Origin of the sequence: Pseudomonas sp. SJZ078, from assembly GCF_007828255.1 — a bacterium.
Lineage (GTDB): Bacteria > Pseudomonadota > Gammaproteobacteria > Pseudomonadales > Pseudomonadaceae > Aquipseudomonas.
On sequence record NZ_VIUG01000002.1, the window covers coordinates 36,098 to 58,923 of the forward strand.

The window sequence follows — 22,826 nt, forward strand, 5'->3', positions numbered from 1 at the left end:
AGTAAAAGAGTGTAAGTCTAGCCTCTGGCTTGCAGCTTGCAGCTTGCAGCTTGCAGCTTGCAGCTTGCAGCTGCTGTGGCGCTTTGCCGCATAGTAGCCGCTGCCGCCCGCGCCTTGGTTATACTCCGTGCGATTCGCCTGGAGCGCTCATCAGGAGAGCTCATGCTCGCCCCTTTGCAAATGACTTCCGCCTCGCGCCAGAACCTCTGGCGGCTGACATTCATCCGTATCCTGGTCCTTGCGGCCCAGGCCGGGTCCGTGGGGCTCGCCTATTGGTTCCAGTTGTTGCCGCTGCCTTGGCTGCAACTGGCGATTACCCTGGTGTGCGCTTCGGTGCTGTGTGCGCTGACGGCCATCCGCCTGCGCGCCTCGTGGCCGGTGACAGAGCTGGAGTACGCGGTGCAACTGGCCTGCGACCTGTTTATCCACAGTGCCTTGCTGTATTTCTCCGGCGGTTCGACCAACCCGTTCGTGTCCTATTACCTGGTGCCGCTGACCATCGCCGCGGTGACGCTGCCGTGGCGTTATTCGCTGATTCTTTCCGGCATCGCCCTGGCGCTGTACACCTTGTTGCTGGCGCGGTTCTATCCCCTGGAAACCTTCCCTATTGCCCGGGAGAACCTGCAGATCTACGGCATGTGGCTGAGTTTCGCCCTGGCCGCGGCGGTCATCACGTTTTTCGCCGCGCGCATGGCTGAGGAGCTTCGTCGCCAGGAGGAGCTGCGGGCCATCCGGCGTGAAGAGGGGCTGCGGGACGAACAACTGCTGGCTGTGGCGACCCAGGCCGCCGGTGCCGCCCATGAGTTGGGTACGCCGCTGGCGACCATGAGCGTGCTGCTCAAGGAGATGCAGCAGGATCATCCCGACCCGCTGTTGCAGGACGACCTCAGCGTATTGCAGGATCAGGTCAAGCTCTGCAAGGAAACCCTGCAATACCTGGTGCGCGCCGCCGAGGCCAACCGCCGGCTGGCGATCGACATGCAGGACGTTACCGACTGGCTCGACGAGGCCCTCAATCGCTGGCATCTGATGCGCCCGGAGGCCAGTTACCGCTTCCAGTGCCTGGGCTATGGCACGGTGCCGCGCATGGCGCCGCCACCGGACTTGACCCAGGCGCTGCTGAACCTGTTGAACAACGCCGCCGATGCCTGCCCCGAAGGCCTGGAGGTGGCGCTGGACTGGAATGCCTACGAATTGACCATCAGCATCCGCGACCATGGCGCCGGCGTACCGCTGGCCATCGCCGAGCAGATCGGCAAGCCGTTTTACACCACCAAAGGCAAAGGCCTGGGCCTGGGCCTGTTTTTGAGCAAGGCGAGCGTGACACGCGCTGGCGGCTCGGTGAAACTCTACCCCCATGAGAGCGGCGGCACGCTCACCGAGCTGCGCCTGCCCCATGCCGACCGAGGAGACGAACATGAGTGACGAGATCCAAGTCGACGGCGAAGAACTGCCGCACCTGTTGCTGGTGGACGATGACGCCACGTTTACCCGCGTCATGGCCCGGGCGATGTCCCGTCGCGGCTTTCGCGTGAGCACCGCCGGCTCCGCCGAGGAGGGTCTGACCATTGCCCAGGCCGACCTGCCGGACTATGCCGCCCTGGACCTGAAGATGGATGGCGACTCGGGCCTGGTGCTGCTGCCCAAGCTGCTGGAGCTGGACCCGGAGATGCGCGTGGTGATCCTCACCGGTTATTCGAGCATCGCCACGGCCGTCGAGGCCATCAAGCGCGGCGCCTGCAACTACCTGTGCAAGCCGGCCGACGCCGATGACGTACTGGCCGCGCTGCTGTCCGAGCACGCCGACCTCGACACCCTGGTGCCGGAGAACCCGATGTCGGTGGATCGCTTGCAGTGGGAGCACATCCAGCGGGTGCTGACCGAGCACGAAGGCAACATTTCCGCCACTGCCCGCGCCTTGGGCATGCACCGGCGCACCTTGCAGCGCAAATTGCAGAAGCGCCCCGTGCGTCGCTGAACCTGTGCTGAACGGATGTTGTCCACCCCCTCGCGACACATCGGGCCGTTGCTCTATGATCGGCCCGACTCTTTCTCTTTATTGAGCTTTAACGATGAATCAGAACGCTGAATATTCCGCGGTCAACGATGCAGTGCGCGGGCAGTTTTTCCGCCGTGTCTGGCACATGACCACGCCGTACTGGCGCAGTGAGGAGAAGGGCAAGGCCTGGACGCTGTTGATCGCCGTTATCGCGCTGTCGCTGTTCAGTGTGGCAATTTCGGTGTGGATCAACAGCTGGTACAAGGACTTCTACAACGCGCTGCAAGAGAAGAACAGCGCGGCGTTCTGGCAGCTGATCCTGTATTTCTGCGGCATCGCCGCGGTGGCGATCCTGGGTGCGGTGTACCGCTTGTACCTTACGCAGATGCTCACTATCCGCTGGCGGGCCTGGTTGACCGAGCAGCATTTTGCCCGTTGGCTCGATAACAAGAATTACTACCAGCTGGAGCAGGGTGGCTATACCGACAACCCGGACCAGCGCATTTCCGAAGACCTCAACAGCTTCACCAGCAATACCTTGGGCCTGGGGCTGGGCTTGCTGCGCAACGTGGTCAGCCTGGTGTCATTCTCGGTCATCCTGTGGGGTGTGTCAGGCAGCATCGAGGTGTTCGGCTACACCATTCCCGGCTACATGTTCTGGTGCGCGCTGGTGTACGCGGCGGTCGGCAGTTGGCTGACGCACCTGATCGGCCGTCGCCTGATCGGCCTGAACAACAACCAGCAACGCTTCGAAGCGGACCTGCGTTTTTCCATGGTGCGGGTGCGCGAGAATGCCGAAAGCATTGCGCTGTACAACGGCGAGCCCAACGAAAACCGTCGTCTGAGCGGGCGTTTCGGCCTGGTCTGGCATAACTTCTGGGACATCATGCGGGTGTCCAAGCGCCTGACGTTCTTCACCTCCGGCTATGGCCAGATCGCGATCATCTTCCCGTTCATGGTGGCGGCGCCGCGTTATTTCGCCGGCAAGATCCAGCTGGGTGAACTCATGCAGATCAACTCGGCGTTCGGCAATGTGCAGGAGAGTTTCAGCTGGTTCATCAGCGCCTATACCGACCTTGCCGCGTGGCGCGCCACTTGCGATCGTCTGCTGAGTTTCCGCCAGGCCATGAGCGACAACGAAGCGCGCGTGCCGGCCATCGATGTGCAAAGCCAGGGTAACCAACTGGAGGTGCACCACCTGGGGTTGGACCTGAATGACGGGCGTCATCTGCTCGACGACGCCGACATGACCGTTGGCGCTGGGGAGCGGGTGATGCTCAGCGGCCGTTCCGGCAGTGGTAAATCCACGCTGTTCCGGGCGATGGGGCACCTATGGCCCACCGGGCATGGTCGCATTGTATTGCCGGCGGCGCGTTATCTGTTCCTGCCGCAGAAACCCTATCTGCCGATTGGCAGCCTGCGCGAAGTGCTGAGTTATCCACAGCCCGGCGACGTCTATCCCAACGAACGTTATGCACAGGTGCTGGAAACCTGCCGCCTGCCGCACCTGATCGCGCGGCTGGATGAAAGCAACCACTGGCAGCGCATGCTCTCGCCCGGCGAGCAGCAACGCCTGGCCTTCGCCCGCGCATTGCTTTACGCGCCGCTGTGGCTGTACATGGACGAAGCGACGTCGGCGATGGATGAGGAAGACGAGGCGACGCTGTACCAGGCGCTTATCGATCAGTTACCGGGATTGAGCATCGTCAGCGTCGGCCACCGAAGCAGTTTGAAACGTTTCCATCCACGACATGTGCGTATCGAAAATGGCCATCTCGTGGAGCATGCGTTAACCGCCTGAACATGCAAAACCTGTGGAGCGGGCTTGCTCGCGAACGCACTGTGTCAGTTGACCTTATGCTGTCTGGCACGCCGCTTTCGCGAGCAAGCCCGCTCCCACAGAAGCCTTGCTCCACCGATCCACTGTGGGAGCGAGCCTGCTCGCGATGAGGGCAACCCGGTTCATCGTCGGGCTCAAATAGAAAGGGTCGCTGCACGCTACGGTGATCATACAACCACGTTACGCTATGATAATGCGCATTCAATCGCTTGCCGAGAAAGAGCCCCATGGAAAACCCGATCGACGTACCACGCTTTCCCCGTAAGCGCCGCAGCCTGGCGCAGGAGTTGGTGACGGTGCTGACCGAGCAGATCCGTGACGGCCTGCTCAAGCGTGGCGACAAGTTGCCCACCGAGTCGGCGATCATGGAGGCCCATGGCGTCAGCCGCACCGTGGTCCGCGAAGCGATTTCCCGCTTGCAGGCGGCCGGCCAGGTGGAAACCCGCCACGGCATCGGCACCTTCGTGCTGGACACGCCCAGCCCGAGCGGTTTTCGCATCGACCCGGCCACGGTAGTCACCTTGCGGGACGTGCTGGCGATCCTGGAGTTGCGCATCAGCCTGGAAGTGGAATCCGCCGGGCTCGCGGCGCAGCGCCGCAGCGACGAGCAACTGGCGACGATGCGTGCCGCCCTTGACGCCTTGAAGGAAAGCGCCGCCCACGCCAGCGACGCGGTGGCCTCGGATTTCGCCTTCCACCTGGAAATCGCCCTATCCACCGGCAACCGCTACTTCACCGACATCATGACCCACCTGGGCACCAGCATCATCCCGCGTACCCGGCTGAACTCGGCGCGTCTGGCCCATGACGACCAGCAGCACTACATGGACCGCCTGAGCCGCGAGCACGAGGAAATCTACGAGGCCATCGCCCGCCAGGACTCCGACGCGGCCCGTGCGGCCATGCGTTTGCACCTGACCAACAGCCGCGAAAGGCTGCGCCAGGCTCATGAAGAGGCCCAGGCGCAGGGTTGATCAAAGGTTGGGCGAGAGGCGCCTCGGTGGCGAGGGAGTGGTGTCCGGTTTTCTATCTGCGTGCCTGCCCTGCCTGAGAAATCGCAGGCGCCAGCCCTACGCGCTGATCCGCAACATTTGCGGCTCGGATGTATCGGGATCCCAGCTCTCGTAGCTAACCTCATAACGAAGCTCAACCAATTGGCCGACGTAAGCTGCCAAGTCGGCACGGGTCAGCGTCATTGTCACATCCTTGCGTGGCGTACCTTCCTCGCCGTCGGTCAGAGGTGTAAACGTGCCTACCGGAGTTGGAGGCGTCGAGCCGACGCCCAGAGTCAGTTGGGCGTTCGAGTTCGGGTTGAAAGCTGCATCCGGAATTTTCACGGTTAACGTCTTTGTCTTTGCCAAGCTGATAGTGACTTCCCCGGTGGCTGGAAAATCCTTGAGCATCGGTTTCGCATACGTCTTCGCCATGGTGTCACTCCTCGTGAGGCGGCCTTGATCGTTGCGTCCGGGCGACTCACTTTAAAGATTTCAGAAAAGGACCATAGCCGGGCGTCGCACGGCCACACTGCCGTTATGCCTCCTTCCCGCAATCTCGCCTACTGACAGAGTTGACAGTCTCGATGAGCGGTCCAGGGGACTTGCTCGCAAGTTTCATTGGCTTTCCAATTTCGCCGGATGGCCCGATTTACAAGGCTTCGCGACCAACCTCCATGGCCTCAAACCTGACAAAAGACGAAATGCAGTTGACGTGTGTATTTTAAGTTGTACGATGACCTACAACTTCTGGCCGAAGCTTAACCATTTCACATACCATTTTGCGTCCCAGGGTGTTCGAATAATGAATCCACAAGAACTGAAGTCCATCCTCTCGTCTGGCCTGCTGTCGTTCCCGGTCACCGATTTTACTGCCCAAGGCGATTTCAATCGCGACAGCTACATCAAGCGCCTCGAGTGGCTGGCCCCGTACGGCGCCTCTGCACTGTTCGCAGCGGGCGGCACCGGTGAATTCTTCTCCCTGGCCGCCAGCGAGTACTCGCAAGTCATCAAGACGGCTGTCGACACCTGCGCTACCAGCGTGCCAATCCTCGCCGGTGTCGGCGGTGCCACCCGCCAGGCCATCGAGTACGCCCAAGAGGCCGAACGCCTGGGTGCCAAGGGCCTGCTGTTGCTGCCGCACTATCTGACCGAAGCCAGCCAGGACGGCGTTGCCGCCCACGTCGAAGCTGTGTGCAAATCGGTAAAAATCGGCGTGGTGGTGTACAACCGCAACGTCTGCCGCCTGAACGCGGTTCAGCTGGAGCAACTGGCCGAGCGTTGCCCGAACCTGATCGGTTACAAGGACGGCCTGGGCGACATCGAACTGATGGTGTCGATCCGTCGCCGCCTCGGCGATCGTTTCAGCTACCTGGGCGGCCTGCCGACCGCTGAAGTCTATGCCGCGGCCTACAAGGCCCTGGGCGTGCCGGTCTACTCCTCGGCGGTGTTCAACTTCATCCCGAAAACCGCGATGGACTTCTACCACGCCATTGCCCGTGACGATCACGAGACCGTCGGCAAGATCATCGACGATTTCTTCCTGCCTTACCTGGACATCCGCAACCGCAAGGCCGGTTATGCCGTGAGCATCGTCAAGGCGGGCGCGAAGATCGCCGGCTACGACGCAGGTCCTGTGCGCACCCCGCTGACCGACCTGCTGCCAGAAGAATACGAGGCACTGGCCGCGCTGATGGACAAGCAAGGCAAGCAGTAACCGACCCGACAAAGCCGCTGAGCAATCAGCGGCTTTTTGCGTAAGGCTTGATCGTTCCCATGCTCTGCGTGGGAATGCAGCCAGGGACGCTCGGCGTTCCTTGACAGCTTTTGTAGAAGGAGTAGCTCCGTGACTGATGCAAAGCGTTTCGATAACTACATCAACGGTCAGTGGGTAGCCGGTGCCGACTATTGCACCAACATCAACCCGTCCGATTTGTCCGATGTCATCGGTGAATACGCCAAGGCTGACGCAGCGCAAGTCAACGCCGCCATCGAAGCGGCCCGCGCCGCATTCCCGGCCTGGTCGACCTCGGGCATCCAGGCCCGTCACGATGCGCTGGATAAAGTCGGCAGCGAGATTCTCGCCCGTCGCGAAGAACTCGGCCAATTGCTGGCCCGGGAGGAGGGCAAGACCCTGCCCGAGGCCATTGGCGAAGTGACCCGCGCCGGCAATATTTTCAAGTTCTTCGCCGGTGAATGCCTGCGCCTGTCCGGCGACTATGTGCCGTCGGTGCGTCCGGGCGTCAACGTTGAAGTGACTCGTGAAGCCCTGGGTGTGGTCGGTTTAATCACGCCGTGGAACTTCCCCATCGCCATCCCTGCATGGAAAATCGCCCCGGCCCTGGCCTACGGCAACTGTGTGGTGATCAAGCCGGCCGAGTTGGTGCCGGGTTGCGCCTGGGCCCTGGCGGAAATCATTTCCCGCGCCGGTTTCCCGGCCGGTGCGTTCAACCTGGTGATGGGCAGCGGCCGCGTGGTCGGTGACATCCTGGTCAACAGCCCGAAAGTCGACGGCATCAGCTTCACCGGTTCCGTAGGCGTGGGTCGGCAGATCGCAGTCAGCTGTGTATCGCGTCAGGCCAAGGTGCAGTTGGAAATGGGTGGCAAGAACCCGCAGATCATCCTCGACGACGCCGACCTCAAGCAGGCTGTCGAACTGGCGGTGCAGAGCGCGTTCTATTCCACCGGCCAACGCTGCACGGCATCGAGTCGCCTGATCGTCACCGCCGGTATCCACGACAAATTTGTCGAAGCCATGGCCGAGCGCATGCAGTCGATCAAGGTCGGTCATGCCCTGAAGGCGGGTACGGACATCGGCCCGGTGGTCTCTGAGGCCCAGCTCAACCAGGACCTGAAGTACATCGACATCGGCCAGAGCGAAGGTGCGCGGCTGGTCAGCGGCGGCGGCCTGGTGACCTGCGACACCGAAGGCTATTTCCTGGCGCCGACCCTGTTCGCCGACAGCGAAGCGGCCATGCGCATCAGCCGTGAAGAGATCTTCGGCCCGGTGGCCAACGTCGTGCGCGTGGCCGACTACGAGGCAGCGCTGGCAATGGCCAACGACACCGAGTTCGGTCTGTCCGCCGGTATCGCCACTACGTCATTGAAGTACGCCAACCACTTCAAGCGCCATTCCCAGGCGGGCATGGTGATGGTCAACCTGCCAACCGCCGGCGTGGATTACCACGTGCCGTTCGGCGGGCGCAAAGGTTCGTCCTATGGTTCGCGTGAGCAAGGTCGCTACGCGCAGGAGTTCTACACCGTGGTGAAGACCGCCTACATCGGCTCGTGACCGCAACACCGACCGGGTTGGTTATCCAGCCCGGTCGTACAATCTGCTGACCCGCATAAAAATAAATAGTGGGAGTACTGTTACATGCAAGCGACCAAGCCGACTCACGTCCGCTATTTGATCCTGCTCATGCTGTTCCTGGTGACGACGATCAACTACGCTGACCGCGCCACCATCGCCATCGCAGGCTCCAGCCTGCAAAAAGACCTCGGCATCGATGCCGTCACCCTCGGTTATATCTTCTCCGCTTTCGGCTGGGCCTATGTGGCCGGGCAGATCCCTGGCGGCTGGCTGCTCGACCGTTTCGGGTCGAAAAAAATCTATGCCTTGAGCATTTTCACCTGGTCGCTGTTCACCGTGCTGCAAGGCTATGTCGGTGAGTTCGGCCTCTCCACCGCCGTGGTTGCGCTGTTCATGCTGCGCTTTCTGGTCGGGCTGGCCGAAGCGCCGTCCTTCCCGGGCAACGCACGGATCGTCGCCGCCTGGTTTCCCACCGCAGAACGCGGCACCGCCTCGGCGATTTTCAACTCGGCGCAATACTTCGCCACCGTGTTGTTCGCACCGTTGATGGGCTGGATCGTCTACCGCTTCGGCTGGCAGCACGTGTTTATCGTGATGGGCGTGATCGGCATCGTCTTTTCGCTGATCTGGCTCAAAGTGATCCACAGCCCGCGCCAGCACCCGATGATCAACGAAGCCGAGTTCAATCACATCGCCGCCAACGGTGCGATGGTCGACATGGACCAGGACAAAGGTAAGGGCAAGGAGAAGAAGGCCGACGGTCCGAAGTGGGATTACATCCGCCAACTGCTGACCAACCGCATGATGCTCGGCGTGTACCTGGGCCAGTACTGCATCAACGGTATCACCTACTTCTTCCTGACCTGGTTCCCGGTGTATCTGGTGCAGGAACGTGGCATGACCATCCTCAAGGCCGGCTTCATCGCGTCCTTGCCGGCCATCTGCGGTTTCATCGGCGGCGTGCTGGGCGGGGTGATTTCCGACTACCTGCTGCGCAAGGGCCACTCGCTGACCTTCGCCCGCAAGGCACCGATCATCGGCGGCCTGCTGGTGTCCAGCAGCATCGTGGCGTGCAACTACGTGGACATCGAGTGGATGGTGGTGGGCTTCATGGCCCTGGCTTTCTTCGGCAAAGGCGTGGGCGCACTGGGCTGGGCCGTGGTGTCCGACACCTCGCCAAAACAGATCGCCGGTCTGAGCGGTGGCCTGTTCAACACCTTCGGCAACCTGGCGTCGATCACCACGCCAATTGTCATCGGCTACATCATCAGCGCCACTGGTTCGTTCAAGTGGGCACTGGTATTCGTCGGTTGCAACGCGCTGGTGGCGGTGTTCAGCTACCTGGTCATCGTCGGGCCGATCAAGCGTGTGGTGCTCAAGGAACCAACGGCCAAGGATGCCGGCATCTCCAGCCTGTCCGAAGCTAAATCCTGAAGGAGCGGCAGCAATGCAATTGATTGAACATGCCGACTCGCCCCGTTACATCCGCCTGCACGAGCGGGACAACGTGGTGATCGTCGTCAACGACCAGGGCGTACCAGCCGGGACCGAGTTCCCGGATGGCCTGGTCACCGTGGACTTCGTGCCCCAGAGCCACAAGGTCACGCTGCAGGATATTCCCGAGGGCGGCGAGGTGATTCGCTATGGCCAGGTCATCGGCTATGCGCTGCAACCAATCCCCCGTGGCAGCTGGGTCAAGGAAGATCAGTTGCGCATGCCCACCGCACCACCGTTGGACAGCTTGCCGCTGTCCACCGACGTGCCGGCGGCGGATGCGCCGCTGGAGGGCTACACCTTCGAAGGCTACCGCAACGCCGACGGTACCGTCGGCACGCGCAATATCCTGGGCATCACCACCACGGTGCAGTGCGTGACCGGGGTGCTGGACCATGCGGTCAAGCGCATCAAGGATGAGCTGCTGCCCAAGTACCCGAACGTTGATGACGTGGTGGCGCTGACCCACAGCTATGGCTGTGGCGTGGCGATCACCGCTACCGACGCTTACATCCCGATTCGTACCGTGCGCAACCTGGCACGCAACCCGAACCTGGGTGGCGAAGCGCTGGTGATCAGCCTGGGCTGCGAGAAATTGCAGGCCGGGCAGGTGATGCATGAGAACGACAGCTCGGTGGACCTCAGCGAGCCATGGTTGTATCGCCTGCAGGACTCCAGCCACGGCTTCACCGAGATGATCGAACAGATCATGGAATTGGCTGAAACCCGTCTGAAGAAACTCGACCAGCGCCGTCGTGAAACCGTGCCGGCTTCGGAGCTGATCCTGGGCATGCAGTGCGGCGGCAGCGATGCGTTTTCCGGCATCACCGCCAACCCGGCGCTGGGCTATGCCTCGGACCTGTTGCTGCGCGCCGGGGCGACGGTGATGTTTTCCGAAGTCACCGAAGTGCGCGACGCCATCTACCTGCTGACCTCCCGGGCGCAAACCCGGGAAGTCGCCCAGGAACTGGTGCGCGAGATGGACTGGTATGACCGTTACCTGGCCAAGGGCGAGGCCGATCGTAGTGCCAACACCACGCCGGGCAACAAGAAGGGCGGGCTGTCGAACATCGTCGAAAAATCCCTTGGGTCGATCGTCAAGTCCGGCAGCAGCGCGATCAACGGCGTGCTCGGCCCGGGCGAGCGCTTCAAGCACAAAGGCCTGATCTTCTGCGCCACCCCGGCCAGTGATTTTGTCTGCGGCACCTTGCAGCTGGCGGCGGGGATGAACCTGCATGTGTTCACCACCGGCCGTGGCACGCCGTATGGTCTGGCGATGGCGCCGGTGGTGAAGGTCTCGACCCGTACCGAACTGGCCCAGCGCTGGCCGGACCTGATCGACATCGATGCCGGCCGGATTGCCACGGGCCGCGCTTCGATCGAAGAACTGGGCTGGGAGCTGTTCCACTATTATCTGGACGTGGCCAGCGGCAAGAAGAAGACCTGGGCCGAACAGCACAAACTGTTCAACGACATCACCCTGTTCAACCCGGCGCCGATTACCTGAGCCGGCGGCGAGCGCAGATGTTGCGCTCGCCCATAATCCAATGTGGGAGCGGGCTTGCTCGCGAAAGCGGTGTGTCATTCAACATATGCATCGGATGACATACCGCATTCGTGAGCAAGCCCGCTCCCACAGGAATCTCCAGACGCCAATGCCGTGAGTGGCTTACCATTAGCCACCTAACGACACCCCTCTCAAGGTCCCCGGCATGCTGGCAATTTTCCTCGAAACCCTGAACATCACCGCGCCGGTGTTTGCCATGCTGTTTCTGGGGGTGCTGCTCAAGCGCATCGACTGGATCAACGACAATTTCATTCATATCGCCTCGTCCCTGGTGTTCAACGTCACCATGCCGGCGCTGTTGTTCCTCGGCATTCTCCATGCCGACCTGCATGCGGCATTGCAGCCGGACCTGCTGATCTATTTTTCCATCGCCACCCTGGTGAGTTTCGCCATGGCCTGGGGTTGGGCGATCTGGCGCTGTCCGCGGGAAGATCGCGGCATCTACACCCAAGGTGCGTTTCGTGGCAACAACGGGGTCATCGGCCTGGCGCTGGCGGCCAGCATGTATGGCGACTACGGGATTTCCCTGGGGGCGATTCTCGCGGCGCTGGTGATTCTGTTCTACAACACCTTGTCGACCATCGTGCTGGCGGTCTACAGCCCGGTGATCAAGTCTGACCCGTGGAGCATCTGCAAAAGCGTGTTCAGCAACCCGCTGATCATCAGCGTGATCGTCGCCGCGCCGTTCGCCTATTGGCAGATTGGTTTGCCGAACTGGTTCGAGACGTCAGGCAAATATCTGGCGCAGATGACCTTGCCCCTGGCGCTGATCTGCATCGGCGGTACGCTGTCGTTGGCGGCATTGCGTAAGAGCGGCAAGATGGCCATGAGTTCGAGCCTGGTGAAAATGGTCGGCCTGCCGGCGCTGACCACCCTGGGTGCCTGGCTCTGGGGCTTTCGCGGGGCGGAACTGGGCATCCTGTTCCTATACTTCGGCAGCCCCACCGCCGCCGCCAGCTTCGTCATGGCCCGCGCCGCCGATGGCAACCATGAACTGGCGGCGGCGATCATCGTCATCACCACGCTGATGGCGGCGATCACCACCAACCTGGGGATCTTTGTGTTGCAGTGGGGTGGGTGGATCTAGGCGGGGAGCTGCTCTTTAGGGCCTCTTCGCGGGCAAGCCCGCTCCCACAGGATTTACGCTGAACCTGTGGGAGCGGGCTTGCTCGCGAAGAGGACGGCCCATCCACCATCAATCTCACGTTTTACGCTGGCTTCTGATACGCCTCGATCACTTCCTGCGCCGCCCGAAACGCATCGATTGCCGCCGGCACCCCGGCGTACACCGCGCAATGCAGCAATGCTTCGCGAATCTCCTCCACCGTGCAGCCATTATTCAGTGCGCCACGCACATGGCCTTTGAGCTCCTGCGGGCATTTGAGCGCGGTGAGGGCGGCCAGTGTGATCAGGCTGCGGGTTTTCAGCGGCAGGCCTTCGCGGCTCCAGACGCTGCCCCAGGCATGTTCGTTGACGAAGTCCTGCAACGGTTGGGTGAACTCGGTGGCGTTGCCCAGGGCGCGGTCGACGAACGCGTCGCCCATCACCTGGCGACGCATGTCCACGCCGGTCTTTGGAGTATCGGTCATGGCAAATCCCTCTTGTGGTGTTGGCGGCGCCAGGCGCGCACGGAGGTGAATAGCAAGAATGCCAGCAAGCCCGGCAGGACGTAGAACAGCATCAGCCGTTCCAGCTGGCCAGCCAGGGGCATGCCGGTGGTGAACGACATCACGTGGAGCCCATAGGCCAGGTACAAGCCCAGGAGCAACAAGCCTTCGGCGCGGGTAACCCGATAGCCGGAATAGAACACCGGCAGGCACAGCACCGCCACGCCGAGCATCACCGGCAGGTCGAAGTCCAGCGCGTTCGGCGAAACCGAAAGCGGCGTCGGCGCGACGAGGGCGGTCACCCCGAGGACCCCCAGCAGGTTGAACAGGTTGCTGCCGATCACGTTGCCCACCGCGATGTCGCGCTGGCCGCGCAAAGCGGCGATCAGCGAGGTGGCGAGTTCCGGCAGCGAGGTGCTGACCGCGACGACGGTCAGGCCGATGATGCGTTCGGAAAGCCCCAGGTCGGTGGCCACTTCCACTGCCGCGCCCAGCAGCAGATGCCCGGCGAAAATCAGCATCGCCAGGCCCGCGACAATCATCGACAGGCTCTTGAGCCAAGACCCCGGTGTCACATCGACCGCTATGGCATGGGGACGCCCGGAGTGCCGTGACTGGCGCAGCAACAAGCCCAGGTACATCGCCAGGGCGATCAGCAACAGCATGCCATCCAGCCGCGTCAGTTCTTCGTTCCAGGCCAGCACGAACACCAACAGGCTGGCACCGATCATCAATGGGATGTCCAGGCGCACCAGTTGGCGCGAGACCCGCAGCGGAATGATCAGCGCCGACAGGCCGAGGGTCACGAGGATGTTGAAGATGCCGCTGCCGATCACGCTGCCCACGGCGATGTCGGCGTTCTGCGCCAGGGTCGCTTGCAGGCTGACGGCCATCTGCGGCGCGCTGCTGCCGAAGGCGACGACGCTCAGGCCGATGATCAGGGGGCGTACTTGCAAACGTGCCGCCAGGCCGACAGCGGCCCGCACCAGCAACTCGGCACCGGCAATCAGCAACAGCAGGCCACCGAACAGTTCGATCAGGCTGAACAGCGGTAAATCGGCAAGTAGGGAAATGGCTGGGCTCCGTCTATCAATCGTCGAGGGCTTGCACGCGTACCCGCGCGGTGCCGGTGCGCAGCATGCCCAACTGCTCGGCGGCTTCGCGGGACACGTCGATCAGACGGCCTCGGGAGTATGGGCCACGGTCGTTGATGCGCACCACCACGGCATTATTGTTGCCCAGGTTGGTGATTTTCACCCGGGTACCGAACGGCAGCTGGCGATGGGCGGCGGTCAGGCTGTGTTGGTCGAAACGCTCGCCGCTGGCGGTGCGCTTGCCATGGTGCCTGGCACCGTAATAAGAGGCGACGCCGGTCTGGTCGTAGCCGTGTGGATCGACCGTCCCGCTCTGGCTGGCGCAACCGGCCAGCAGGGACAGCAGGGCGCAGGCGCCGAGGAGACGCATCATTCGAGAGTTTCCAAATACAAATGTGGGAGCGAGCCTGCTCGCGATGAGGACGGCACATTCAGCACTGATGCAAGCTGAACCACCGCTATCGCGAGCAGGCTCGCTCCCACAAGGGAGAGTGGAGCCAGGTCGAATAGCTGGCTCCATGGCAATCAACCCTCGAGCTTGCTTTTCAGCAGTTCGTTGACCTGTTGCGGGTTGGCCTTGCCCTTGGAGGCTTTCATGGCCTGGCCGACGAAGAAACCGAACATCTTGCCGCGCTTGGCTTCGTCCGCCGCACGGTATTGTGCGACCTGTTCGGCGTTGGCCGCGAGCATCTCATCGAGTACGGCGGAAATGGCGCCGGTGTCGGTGACCTGCTTCAAGCCGCGCTTCTCGATGATCTCGTCGGCGCTGCCCTCGCCGTTGGCCATGGCTTCGAAGACCATCTTGGCGATCTTGCCGGAGATGGTGTTGTCCTTGATCCGCAGCAGCATGCCGCCCAGTTGCTCGGCCGATACCGGCGACTCGTCGATTTCCAGCCCCTGCTTGTTCAGCAGGCTGCCCAGTTCGACCATTACCCAGTTGGCCGCCAGTTTGGCATCGCCGCCGATGCCGACGACTTTCTCAAAGTAATCGGCCTGTTCGCGGCTGGTGGCCAGGACGTTGGCGTCATAGCTCGACAGCCCGAACTGCGCCTGGAAGCGCTCGCGTTTCTGCGGCGGCAGTTCCGGCAGGGTGGCGCGCACGTCGTCGAGGAACGAGTCTTCGATCACCACCGGCAGCAGGTCCGGGTCGGGGAAGTAACGGTAGTCGTTGGCTTCTTCCTTGCTGCGCATCGGACGGGTCTCGTCCTTGTTCGGGTCGTACAGGCGGGTCTGCTGGATGACCTTGCCGCCGTCCTCGATCAGTTCGATCTGGCGCTGGATCTCGCTGTTGATCGCCTTCTCGATGAAGCGGAACGAGTTGACGTTCTTGATCTCGCAGCGGGTGCCGAACTCGGCCTGGCCCTTGGGCCGGATCGACACGTTGCAGTCGCAGCGCAGCGAGCCTTCGGCCATGTTGCCGTCGCAGATGCCTAGGTAACGGACAAGGGCGTGGATCGCCTTGACGTAGGCCACGGCTTCCTTGGCGCTGCGCATGTCCGGCTCGGAGACGATTTCCAGCAGCGGCGTGCCGGCACGGTTCAGGTCGATGCCGGTGGCGCCGTTGAATTCTTCGTGCAGGCTCTTGCCGGCGTCTTCTTCCAGGTGCGCACGGGTGATGCCGACACGCTTGATCGTGCCGTCTTCCAGGGCGATGTCCAGGTGGCCCTTGCCGACGATCGGCAGTTCCATCTGGCTGATCTGGTAGCCCTTGGGCAGGTCCGGGTAGAAGTAGTTCTTGCGGGCGAACACGTTGTGCTGGCCGATCTCGGCGTCAATCGCCAGGCCGAACATCACCGCCATGCGCACGGCTTCGGCGTTGAGCACTGGCAGCACGCCAGGCATGCCCAGGTCGACCAGGCTGGCCTGGGTGTTCGGTTCGGAGCCGAACGTGGTGGAACTGCCGGAAAAAATTTTCGACCGGGTGGTGAGCTGGGTATGAATCTCCAGCCCGATCACGACTTCCCATTGCATGTGTGTCTCCTCAGAAGCCGGTTGGGGTGCGGGTGTGCCAGTCGGTATTGAGCTGGTACTGGTGCGCCACATTGAGCAGGCGGCCTTCCTGGAAGTACGGTGCGAGCAACTGCACGCCCACCGGCAGGCCATCGACGAAACCGGCCGGCATGGACAGGCCCGGCAAGCCAGCGAGGTTGGCGGTGATGGTGTAGACGTCTTCCAGGTAGGCAGCGACCGGGTCGCTGTTCTTGGCGCCGAGTTTCCAGGCCGGGTTCGGCGTGGTCGGGCCGAGGATGATATCGACCTCGTTGAAGGCGGCCATGAAGTCGTTCTTCACCAGGCGACGGATTTTCTGCGCCTTGAGGTAGTAGGCGTCGTAGTAGCCTGCGGACAGCGCGTAGGTACCGACCATGATCCGCCGCTGCACTTCGGCACCGAAGCCTTCGCCACGGGAGCGCTTGTACAGGTCGATCAGGTTTTCCGGGTTCTCGCAGCGATAGCCGAAGCGCACGCCGTCGAAACGCGACAGGTTCGAGGAGGCTTCCGCCGGGGCGATCACGTAATAGGCCGGAATCGCGTGCTGCATGTTCGGCAGGCTGATTTCCTTGACCACGGCGCCGAGCTTTTCCAGTTCCTTGACGCTGTTCTGGATCAGGTCGGCAATGCGTGGATCGAGGCCGGCACCGAAGTACTCCTTCGGTACGCCGATGCGCAGGCCTTGCAGCGAGCCGTTGAGGCCGGCGCTGTAGTCCGGCACCGGTTCGTCGATGCTGGTGGAGTCATTGGGGTCGAAGCCGGCCATGCCTTGCAGCAGGATCGCGCAGTCTTCGGCGGTGCGTGCCAAGGGGCCACCCTGGTCGAGGCTGGAAGCGTAGGCAATCATGCCCCAGCGCGACACGCGACCGTAGGTGGGCTTGAGGCCGGTGAGGTTGGTGAACGCCGCGGGCTGGCGGATCGAGCCGCCGGTGTCGGTGGCGGTCGCGGCTGGCAACAGGCGCGCGGCCACGGCGGCGGCGGAACCGCCGGACGAGCCGCCGGGTACGTGTTCCAGGTTCCAGGGGTTCTTCACCGCGCCGTAGTGGCTCGACTCGTTGGCCGAACCCATGGCGAATTCGTCCATGTTGGTCTTGCCCAGGGTCACGGCGCCGGCGGCGGCCAGCTTGGCAACCACGGTGGCGTTGTACGGGGCCTTGAAGTTGTCGAGCATCTTCGAGCCGCAGCTGGTGCGCACGCCCTGGGTGCAGAACAGGTCTTTGTGGGCGATCGGCGCGCCGAGCAGGGCGCCGCCTTCACCGTTGGCACGGCGAGCGTCGGCCGCCCTGGCCTGGCTCAGGGCCAGCTCTTCGGTAACGCTGATGAAGCTGTTGAGCTGTGGGTCGAGCTGGGCGATGCGCGCCAGCAGGGCCTTGGTCAGCTCTTCGGAGGAAAACTTTTTATCGGCGAGTCCGCGGGCGACCTCGGCCAGTGTCATGTGATGCATGAGAGGCTCTTTCCCTTTAGTCGATGACTTTCGGAACCAGGTACAGGCCGTTTTCGACCGCTGGCGCGATGGCCTGGTAGGCCTCGCGGTTGTCGGGTTCGGTCACGACGTCGGCGCGCAGGCGCTGGCTGGCTTCCAGTGGGTGGGCCAGCGGTTCGATACCGTCGGTATTGACCGCCTGCATCTCGTCGACCAGCCCCAGAATGCTGTTCAGGGCGGAAGTGATATGTGGAAGATCGGCTTCATTGAGGCCCAGGCAGGCCAGATGAGCGATTTTTTCCACGTCGGAGCGTTCAAGCGCCATGGGATTCTCCAGTGGAAAACAGAACGGACGCAGTCTGTCCGTGTGTTAGATTGTCGGAACACTACCGCATTTCTACGGCCCTACGGCCGCGATTGTAGGGGTTGGTGCACAGAAAAGCGGCCAATTTAACATATTGGCGCCTTGCCCAAAATCCCTGTCGTTGTTAGAGTTTGCCGCACTTTTTTACCCACGCGTTGCCTAGGGTCCCTTTCCCATGTTCAAGAAACTGCGTGGCATGTTTTCCAGCGATCTTTCCATTGACCTGGGCACTGCCAACACCCTTATTTACGTGCGCGAGCGCGGTATCGTCCTGAATGAACCCTCGGTCGTGGCCATCCGCACCCACGGTAACCAGAAAAGTGTCGTGGCTGTTGGTACCGAAGCCAAACGCATGCTGGGCCGTACACCGGGCAACATCGCAGCCATTCGTCCGATGAAGGACGGCGTGATCGCCGACTTCAGCGTCTGCGAGAAGATGCTGCAGTACTTCATCAACAAGGTTCACGAAAACAGTTTCCTGCAGCCCAGCCCTCGTGTGCTGATTTGCGTTCCATGCAAGTCCACCCAGGTGGAGCGTCGTGCCATCCGTGAATCGGCCCTTGGCGCCGGTGCCCGTGAGGTGTTCCTGATCGAAGAACCGATGGCCGCTGCCATCGGCGCCGGCCTGCCGGTGGAAGAGGCCCGCGGTTCGATGGTGGTCGACATCGGTGGCGGCACCACCGAGATCGCGCTGATCTCTCTCAACGGTGTGGTCTATGCCGAATCCGTGCGTGTGGGCGGCGACCGCTTCGACGAAGCGATCATCACTTACGTGCGCCGCAACTACGGCAGCCTGATCGGCGAATCCACCGCCGAGCGCATCAAGCAGGAAATCGGCACGGCCTACCCGGGCGGTGAAGTCCGCGAAGTCGACGTTCGTGGCCGTAACCTGGCCGAAGGCGTTCCTCGCGCATTCACCCTGAACTCCAACGAAGTGCTGGAAGCGCTGCAGGAATCCCTGGCGACCATCGTCCAGGCGGTGAAGAGCGCCCTGGAGCAGTCGCCGCCGGAGCTGGCATCGGACATCGCCGAGCGCGGCCTGGTGCTGACCGGTGGTGGCGCGTTGCTGCGTGACCTCGACAAGTTGCTGGCCCAGGAAACCGGCCTGCCGGTGATCGTTGCCGAAGATCCACTGACCTGCGTTGCCCGTGGCGGTGGTCGCGCCCTGGAAATGATGGACAAGCACACCATGGACCTGCTCTCCAGCGAATAAGTCTCGCCGGGTCCATGTTGTTCGCTTCCGGGCAGCACTTTGCAGTGCTGCCCGTTGGCGTTTATCTTCTGTCATTCGTATCCAGGCCGGTTTGATGCCGTATGAATAAAGAGAACATTTGCCTGGGAGGAGCGGCCTATTAAACCGCTTTTTGCCAAGGGCCCCTCGTTGGGTGTGCGCCTGCTGGTGCTGGCCGTGCTATCGGTTGCGCTGATGGTGGTCGATGCCCGCTTCACACTGCTCAAGCCAGTGCGCAGCCAGATGTCGCTGGTCCTGATGGAATCCTATTGGATCACCGACCTGCCGCAACGGCTGTGGCAAGGTGTGGCCAGCCAGTTCGGCAGCCGGACCGAGCTGGTCGCCGAAAACGAAAAACTCAAGACCGAGAACCTGCTGTTGCAGGGACGCCTGCAGAAGCTGGCGGCCCTTACCGAGCAGAACGTGCGGCTGCGCGAGTTGCTCAACTCTTCCGCACTGGTCAACGAAAAGGTCGAAGTGGCCGAGTTGATCGGCATGGACCCCAACCCGTTTACCCACCGGATCGTCATCAACAAGGGTGAGCGCGACGGCGTGGTCCTCGGCCAGCCGGTGCTCGACGCCCGCGGCCTGATGGGCCAGGTGGTGGAGTTGATGCCCTACACGTCTCGCGTGCTGTTGTTGACCGATACCACCCACAGCATCCCCGTGCAGGTCAACCGCAACGGTCTGCGGGCGATTGCCAGCGGCACCGGCAACCCGGAACGCCTGGAGCTTCGGCACGTGGCTGACACTGCCGATATCAAGGAAGGCGACCTGCTGGTCAGTTCCGGCCTCGGCCAGCGCTTCCCGGCCGGATATCCGGTGGCGACGGTCAAGGAAGTGATCCATGACTCCGGCCAGCCATTCGCCATTGTCCGTGCGGTACCCACTGCCGCGCTGAACCGCAGCCGTTACCTGCTGCTGGTGTTCAGCGACAACCGCACGCCTGAGGAGCGCGCCAACGACGCTGCCGCGGCCCAGGAAGCCCAGGACCGGCAGGGCGGCGAAGCGGTTGTCCCCGGCGCTGGCGCACCCGTGCCGGCCGCAACGCCGAATCCGCCCGTGTCCACACCGGCTACGCCAGTAACCACACCGGCTGCTACCCCCGCTACCACGCCTGCCAGGTCGGCAACGCCCGCCGCGACACCGGCCAGGCCTGCAACGCATGCACCGGCCACTCATGCACCAGAGGCCCAACCGTCGCGCCCGGCTGCCAGAGTGCCCGCCGCCACGCCCGCCACCAGGGGAGCACGAGAAGAATGAGCAGTACCCACTTCGGTAACGGCTGGATGGTCTGGTTGACCTTCGCCCTGGGCCTGTTGCTCAGCGTTTCGCCGCTGCCGCAATTCATGGAGATCCTTCGCCCGTTGTGGCTGGCCTTGCTGCTGGCTTTCTGGGCATTGGCGCTGCCGCACAAGGTCGGCATGGTCACCGCCTGGTGTCTGGGGCTGGCCGAAGACGTGCTCTATGGAACGCTGCTGGGGCAGAACGCGCTGATCCTGACCTTGATTACCTTTCTGGTGCTGTCGCTACAGCAGCGCCTGCGGATGTTCCCGATGTGGCAACAATGCCTGGTGATCCTGGTGATATTCGGCCTGGCGCAATTGGTACAGCTATGGCTCAGCGCGCTGACCGGCAATCGCCAGCCAACCCTGGCACTGGTGCTGCCGGCCCTGGTCAGTGCCTTGCTCTGGCCTTGGGTCAGCTTCGGTTTGCGTGGCCTGCGTCTGCGTTTCAAGATCAACTGATTGGGTCGGGCTTGAGCGGGAGATGCATTGATGAAACCGCTTTACCTCGCTTCAGGCTCGCCGCGTCGGCGTGAGCTGCTCACGCAGATTGGCGTGTCCTTTACCGCCATCAGCGCGGACATTGACGAAACTCCCCTGAATCACGAAACCCCTTCGGCTTATGTCGAGCGCCTGGCACGCGGCAAGGCTGAGGCCGGGCGGCGGGCATTGCCGATCGACGACGGTGGTTGCGTGTTGGGCGCCGACACGGCGGTGGTGCTCGACGGGCAGATTCTCGGTAAACCACTGGACCAGAGCGATGCGCGCTCGATGCTGTTGGCTCTGTCCGGTCGCGACCATGAGGTGCTGACCGCCATTGCCGTGCTGGATGGCCAACGCTGCGAATCCCGGGTGGTCCGCAGTCGGGTGCGTTTTCGCCCTATCAGCGAAGAGGAAGCGGCGGCCTACTGGGCCAGCGGTGAACCTTTGGACAAGGCCGGTGGCTACGGCATCCAGGGGCTGGGTGCGGTATTCGTTGCCGGGCTGGAGGGCAGCTATTCTGCGGTAGTTGGCTTGCCGCTGTGCGAAACCGCGCAACTGCTGGAGCATTTCGGCATACCCTGTTGGCAAACCTTGAACGTGCGTTGAACGCCGCCTGACCAGATGCAGCCATTATCGTGAAAATGCCTGAACGAGACCCTGCCATGAGTGAAGAGATCCTGATCAACATCACGCCGATGGAATCGCGCGTGGCGGTGGTTGAAAACGGTGTGCTGCAAGAGGTTCATGTCGAGCGCACGCAAAAACGCGGCATTGTCGGCAACATCTACAAAGGCAAGGTGGTGCGGGTGTTGCCGGGCATGCAGGCGGCGTTCGTCGATATTGGCCTGGACCGTGCGGCGTTCATCCATGCCTCGGAGATTTCCATGCGCGAAGGGCCTGCCGTGGAGAGCATCGGCGCGCTGGTCCATGAGGGCCAGAGCCTGGTGGTGCAGGTCACCAAGGACCCCATCGGTTCCAAGGGCGCGCGCCTGACCACGCAACTGTCCATTCCGTCGCGATACCTGGTGTACATGCCACGCACCGCTCATGTCGGCATTTCCCTGAAGATCGAGGACGAGGCCGAGCGCGAACGCCTCAAGCAGGTGGTCAGCGATTGCGTGGAGAAGGAAGGGATCAAGGAGACCGGTGGTTTTATCCTGCGCACCGCGGCCGAAGGTGCCGGCGCCGATGAGATTCTCATGGACATCCGTTACCTGCGCAGGCTCTGGGACCAGATCGCCGCGCAGATCAAGACCATCGCCACCCCCAGCGTGATCTACGAGGACCTGGGCCTGGCGCTGCGCACGCTGCGGGACCTGGTCAGCCCCAAGATCGAGAAAATCCGCATCGACTCCCGGGAAACTTTCCAGAAAACCACGCAGTTCGTCGCCGAGCTGATGCCGGAAATCGCCGATCGCCTGGAACATTATCCAGGCGAGCGGCCGATTTTCGACCTGTACGGGGTCGAGGACGAAATCCAGAAGGCCCTGGAGCGCAAGGTGCCGCTCAAGTCCGGCGGCTACCTGGTGGTCGATCCGGCCGAGGCCATGAGCACCATCGACGTGAACACCGGGGCGTTCGTCGGCCATCGCAATCTCGAAGAAACCATCTTCAAGACCAATCTGGAAGCCGCCACGGCCATTGCTCGCCAACTGCGCCTGCGCAACCTGGGCGGGATCATCATCATCGACTTCATCGACATGGAGGACGAAGAGCATCAGCGTCAGGTGCTGCGAACCCTGGAAAAACAACTCGAACGCGACCACGCCAAGACCAACATCATCGGCATCACCGAATTGGGTCTGGTGCAGATGACCCGTAAACGCACCCGGGAAAGCCTCGAGCAGGTGCTCTGCGAGCCGTGCAGCGCCTGCCAGGGGCGGGGCAAGCTGAAGACCCCGGAAACCGTGTGTTACGAAATCTTCAGGGAAATTCTCCGGGAGGCGCGCGCCTACCAGGCCACTGGCTATAGAGTGTTGGCGAACCAGAAAGTGGTAGACCGCCTGCTCGATGAGGAGTCGGGTAATGTCGCGGAATTGGAGGCCTTTATCGGGCGTACGATTCGCTTCCAGGTAGAGACCATGTACTCCCAGGAACAATACGACGTTGTGCTGCTCTGAAGTGGCTCCTGAAGCGGTGGTCTC

Annotated in this window: 21 protein-coding genes; 14 read left to right on the top strand and 7 right to left on the bottom strand. The window is 62.3% G+C overall.

Annotated elements, in window-relative coordinates; genetic code table 11:
• Positions 1 to 162 precede the first annotated feature (162 nt).
• From FBY02_RS02010 to FBY02_RS02025, 4 genes are all read left to right on the top strand, one after another.
• On the top strand, positions 163 to 1,425 hold the full coding sequence (locus FBY02_RS02010; RefSeq protein ID WP_144922730.1) for an ATP-binding protein: 1,263 nt from the start codon (positions 163 to 165) through the stop codon (positions 1,423 to 1,425).
• Entirely contained in the window at positions 1,418 to 1,978 is a 561-nt protein-coding gene (locus tag FBY02_RS02015; protein ID WP_003177957.1) for a response regulator transcription factor, read from the top strand. Before FBY02_RS02010 ends, FBY02_RS02015 begins: the two co-directional genes overlap by 8 nt.
• A gap of 94 nt (positions 1,979 to 2,072) precedes the next feature.
• The gene (locus tag FBY02_RS02020) at positions 2,073 to 3,800 is read left to right on the top strand and encodes an ABC transporter ATP-binding protein/permease (protein WP_144922734.1); all 1,728 of its coding nucleotides are present in this window, start codon (positions 2,073 to 2,075) and stop codon (positions 3,798 to 3,800) included.
• 266 nt (positions 3,801 to 4,066) lie between these two features.
• The gene (locus tag FBY02_RS02025) at positions 4,067 to 4,813 is read left to right on the top strand and encodes a FadR/GntR family transcriptional regulator (protein ID WP_144922737.1); all 747 of its coding nucleotides are present in this window, start codon (positions 4,067 to 4,069) and stop codon (positions 4,811 to 4,813) included.
• A gap of 96 nt (positions 4,814 to 4,909) precedes the next feature.
• On the opposite strand, the gene FBY02_RS02030 is transcribed toward FBY02_RS02025, so the two are convergent.
• Positions 4,910 to 5,266, bottom strand: a complete 357-nt coding sequence (locus FBY02_RS02030; protein ID WP_144922740.1) for a hypothetical protein — start codon at positions 5,264 to 5,266, stop codon at positions 4,910 to 4,912.
• Positions 5,267 to 5,636: 370 nt separating this feature from the next.
• On the opposite strand from FBY02_RS02030, the gene kdgD reads away from it, so the two are divergent.
• The 5 genes from kdgD to FBY02_RS02055 all read left to right on the top strand — a co-directional run bounded on the left by kdgD (position 5,637) and on the right by FBY02_RS02055 (position 12,292).
• Complete coding sequence (kdgD, locus tag FBY02_RS02035) at positions 5,637 to 6,548, top strand: 5-dehydro-4-deoxyglucarate dehydratase (RefSeq protein WP_144922743.1); 912 nt, start codon at positions 5,637 to 5,639, stop codon at positions 6,546 to 6,548.
• Between the two features lie 129 nt (positions 6,549 to 6,677).
• Positions 6,678 to 8,123 carry an aldehyde dehydrogenase family protein gene (locus tag FBY02_RS02040; protein WP_144922746.1) on the top strand — a complete coding sequence of 482 codons (1,446 nt, stop codon included), beginning with the start codon at positions 6,678 to 6,680 and terminating at the stop codon, positions 8,121 to 8,123.
• Between the two features lie 84 nt (positions 8,124 to 8,207).
• Positions 8,208 to 9,578, top strand: a complete 1,371-nt coding sequence (locus FBY02_RS02045) for an MFS transporter (protein WP_144922749.1) — start codon at positions 8,208 to 8,210, stop codon at positions 9,576 to 9,578.
• A 13-nt stretch (positions 9,579 to 9,591) separates the two neighbouring features.
• Positions 9,592 to 11,145, top strand: a complete 1,554-nt coding sequence (gene garD / locus FBY02_RS02050) for a galactarate dehydratase (RefSeq protein ID WP_144922752.1) — start codon at positions 9,592 to 9,594, stop codon at positions 11,143 to 11,145.
• Between the two features lie 205 nt (positions 11,146 to 11,350).
• Positions 11,351 to 12,292, top strand: coding sequence for an AEC family transporter (locus FBY02_RS02055; RefSeq protein ID WP_144922755.1), 942 nt, complete (start codon positions 11,351 to 11,353; stop codon positions 12,290 to 12,292).
• Positions 12,293 to 12,413: 121 nt separating this feature from the next.
• Here the strand turns inward: FBY02_RS02055 and FBY02_RS02060 are convergent, their stop codons facing one another.
• The 6 genes from FBY02_RS02060 to gatC form a co-directional block, all read right to left on the bottom strand.
• Positions 12,414 to 12,794 (bottom strand): carboxymuconolactone decarboxylase family protein, encoded by a 381-nt coding sequence (locus FBY02_RS02060; RefSeq protein ID WP_144922758.1) that lies wholly within the window; start codon positions 12,792 to 12,794, stop codon positions 12,414 to 12,416.
• Positions 12,791 to 13,852 carry a calcium/sodium antiporter gene (locus FBY02_RS02065; protein WP_144922761.1) on the bottom strand — a complete coding sequence of 354 codons (1,062 nt, stop codon included), beginning with the start codon at positions 13,850 to 13,852 and terminating at the stop codon, positions 12,791 to 12,793. Before FBY02_RS02065 ends, FBY02_RS02060 begins: the two co-directional genes overlap by 4 nt.
• A gap of 49 nt (positions 13,853 to 13,901) precedes the next feature.
• On the bottom strand, positions 13,902 to 14,279 hold the full coding sequence (locus tag FBY02_RS02070) for a septal ring lytic transglycosylase RlpA family protein (protein WP_144922764.1): 378 nt from the start codon (positions 14,277 to 14,279) through the stop codon (positions 13,902 to 13,904).
• 152 nt (positions 14,280 to 14,431) lie between these two features.
• Complete coding sequence (gene gatB, locus FBY02_RS02075; RefSeq protein WP_144922767.1) at positions 14,432 to 15,877, bottom strand: Asp-tRNA(Asn)/Glu-tRNA(Gln) amidotransferase subunit GatB; 1,446 nt, start codon at positions 15,875 to 15,877, stop codon at positions 14,432 to 14,434.
• Between the two features lie 10 nt (positions 15,878 to 15,887).
• Entirely contained in the window at positions 15,888 to 17,339 is a 1,452-nt protein-coding gene (gatA, locus tag FBY02_RS02080; RefSeq protein ID WP_144922770.1) for an Asp-tRNA(Asn)/Glu-tRNA(Gln) amidotransferase subunit GatA, read from the bottom strand.
• A 16-nt stretch (positions 17,340 to 17,355) separates the two neighbouring features.
• Positions 17,356 to 17,643 (bottom strand): Asp-tRNA(Asn)/Glu-tRNA(Gln) amidotransferase subunit GatC, encoded by a 288-nt coding sequence (gatC, locus tag FBY02_RS02085; RefSeq protein ID WP_047699507.1) that lies wholly within the window; start codon positions 17,641 to 17,643, stop codon positions 17,356 to 17,358.
• Positions 17,644 to 17,857: 214 nt separating this feature from the next.
• On the opposite strand from gatC, the gene mreB reads away from it, so the two are divergent.
• The 5 genes from mreB to rng all read left to right on the top strand — a co-directional run bounded on the left by mreB (position 17,858) and on the right by rng (position 22,802).
• Positions 17,858 to 18,895, top strand: a complete 1,038-nt coding sequence (gene mreB / locus FBY02_RS02090) for a rod shape-determining protein MreB (protein ID WP_002555108.1) — start codon at positions 17,858 to 17,860, stop codon at positions 18,893 to 18,895.
• 138 nt (positions 18,896 to 19,033) lie between these two features.
• A complete protein-coding gene (gene mreC, locus FBY02_RS02095) occupies positions 19,034 to 20,176 on the top strand; it encodes a rod shape-determining protein MreC (protein ID WP_144922773.1) in 1,143 nt (380 codons plus the stop codon).
• The gene (gene mreD, locus FBY02_RS02100; protein WP_144922777.1) at positions 20,173 to 20,661 is read left to right on the top strand and encodes a rod shape-determining protein MreD; all 489 of its coding nucleotides are present in this window, start codon (positions 20,173 to 20,175) and stop codon (positions 20,659 to 20,661) included. Before mreC ends, mreD begins: the two co-directional genes overlap by 4 nt.
• A gap of 30 nt (positions 20,662 to 20,691) precedes the next feature.
• The gene (locus tag FBY02_RS02105) at positions 20,692 to 21,288 is read left to right on the top strand and encodes a nucleoside triphosphate pyrophosphatase (protein ID WP_144922779.1); all 597 of its coding nucleotides are present in this window, start codon (positions 20,692 to 20,694) and stop codon (positions 21,286 to 21,288) included.
• Between the two features lie 56 nt (positions 21,289 to 21,344).
• The gene (gene rng, locus FBY02_RS02110) at positions 21,345 to 22,802 is read left to right on the top strand and encodes a ribonuclease G (protein WP_144922782.1); all 1,458 of its coding nucleotides are present in this window, start codon (positions 21,345 to 21,347) and stop codon (positions 22,800 to 22,802) included.
• Positions 22,803 to 22,826 lie beyond the last annotated feature (24 nt).

Bases quoted from the DNA above. Each gene is read 5' to 3' on its own strand.
- mreB (WP_002555108.1), top strand. From the start codon at position 17,858: ATGTTCAAGAAACTGCGTGGCATGTTTTCCAGCGATCTTTCCATTGAC.
- gatB (WP_144922767.1), bottom strand. From the start codon at position 15,877: ATGCAATGGGAAGTCGTGATCGGGCTGGAGATTCATACCCAGCTCACC.
- FBY02_RS02020 (WP_144922734.1), top strand. From the start codon at position 2,073: ATGAATCAGAACGCTGAATATTCCGCGGTCAACGATGCAGTGCGCGGG.
- kdgD (WP_144922743.1), top strand. From the start codon at position 5,637: ATGAATCCACAAGAACTGAAGTCCATCCTCTCGTCTGGCCTGCTGTCG.
- FBY02_RS02010 (WP_144922730.1), top strand. From the start codon at position 163: ATGCTCGCCCCTTTGCAAATGACTTCCGCCTCGCGCCAGAACCTCTGG.
- FBY02_RS02055 (WP_144922755.1), top strand. From the start codon at position 11,351: ATGCTGGCAATTTTCCTCGAAACCCTGAACATCACCGCGCCGGTGTTT.
- garD (WP_144922752.1), top strand. From the start codon at position 9,592: ATGCAATTGATTGAACATGCCGACTCGCCCCGTTACATCCGCCTGCAC.
- FBY02_RS02025 (WP_144922737.1), top strand. From the start codon at position 4,067: ATGGAAAACCCGATCGACGTACCACGCTTTCCCCGTAAGCGCCGCAGC.
- mreD (WP_144922777.1), top strand. From the start codon at position 20,173: ATGAGCAGTACCCACTTCGGTAACGGCTGGATGGTCTGGTTGACCTTC.
- FBY02_RS02105 (WP_144922779.1), top strand. From the start codon at position 20,692: ATGAAACCGCTTTACCTCGCTTCAGGCTCGCCGCGTCGGCGTGAGCTG.
- FBY02_RS02045 (WP_144922749.1), top strand. From the start codon at position 8,208: ATGCAAGCGACCAAGCCGACTCACGTCCGCTATTTGATCCTGCTCATG.
- FBY02_RS02070 (WP_144922764.1), bottom strand. From the start codon at position 14,279: ATGATGCGTCTCCTCGGCGCCTGCGCCCTGCTGTCCCTGCTGGCCGGT.
- FBY02_RS02060 (WP_144922758.1), bottom strand. From the start codon at position 12,794: ATGACCGATACTCCAAAGACCGGCGTGGACATGCGTCGCCAGGTGATG.
- FBY02_RS02015 (WP_003177957.1), top strand. From the start codon at position 1,418: ATGAGTGACGAGATCCAAGTCGACGGCGAAGAACTGCCGCACCTGTTG.
- gatC (WP_047699507.1), bottom strand. From the start codon at position 17,643: ATGGCGCTTGAACGCTCCGACGTGGAAAAAATCGCTCATCTGGCCTGC.
- gatA (WP_144922770.1), bottom strand. From the start codon at position 17,339: ATGCATCACATGACACTGGCCGAGGTCGCCCGCGGACTCGCCGATAAA.
- FBY02_RS02030 (WP_144922740.1), bottom strand. From the start codon at position 5,266: ATGGCGAAGACGTATGCGAAACCGATGCTCAAGGATTTTCCAGCCACC.
- rng (WP_144922782.1), top strand. From the start codon at position 21,345: ATGAGTGAAGAGATCCTGATCAACATCACGCCGATGGAATCGCGCGTG.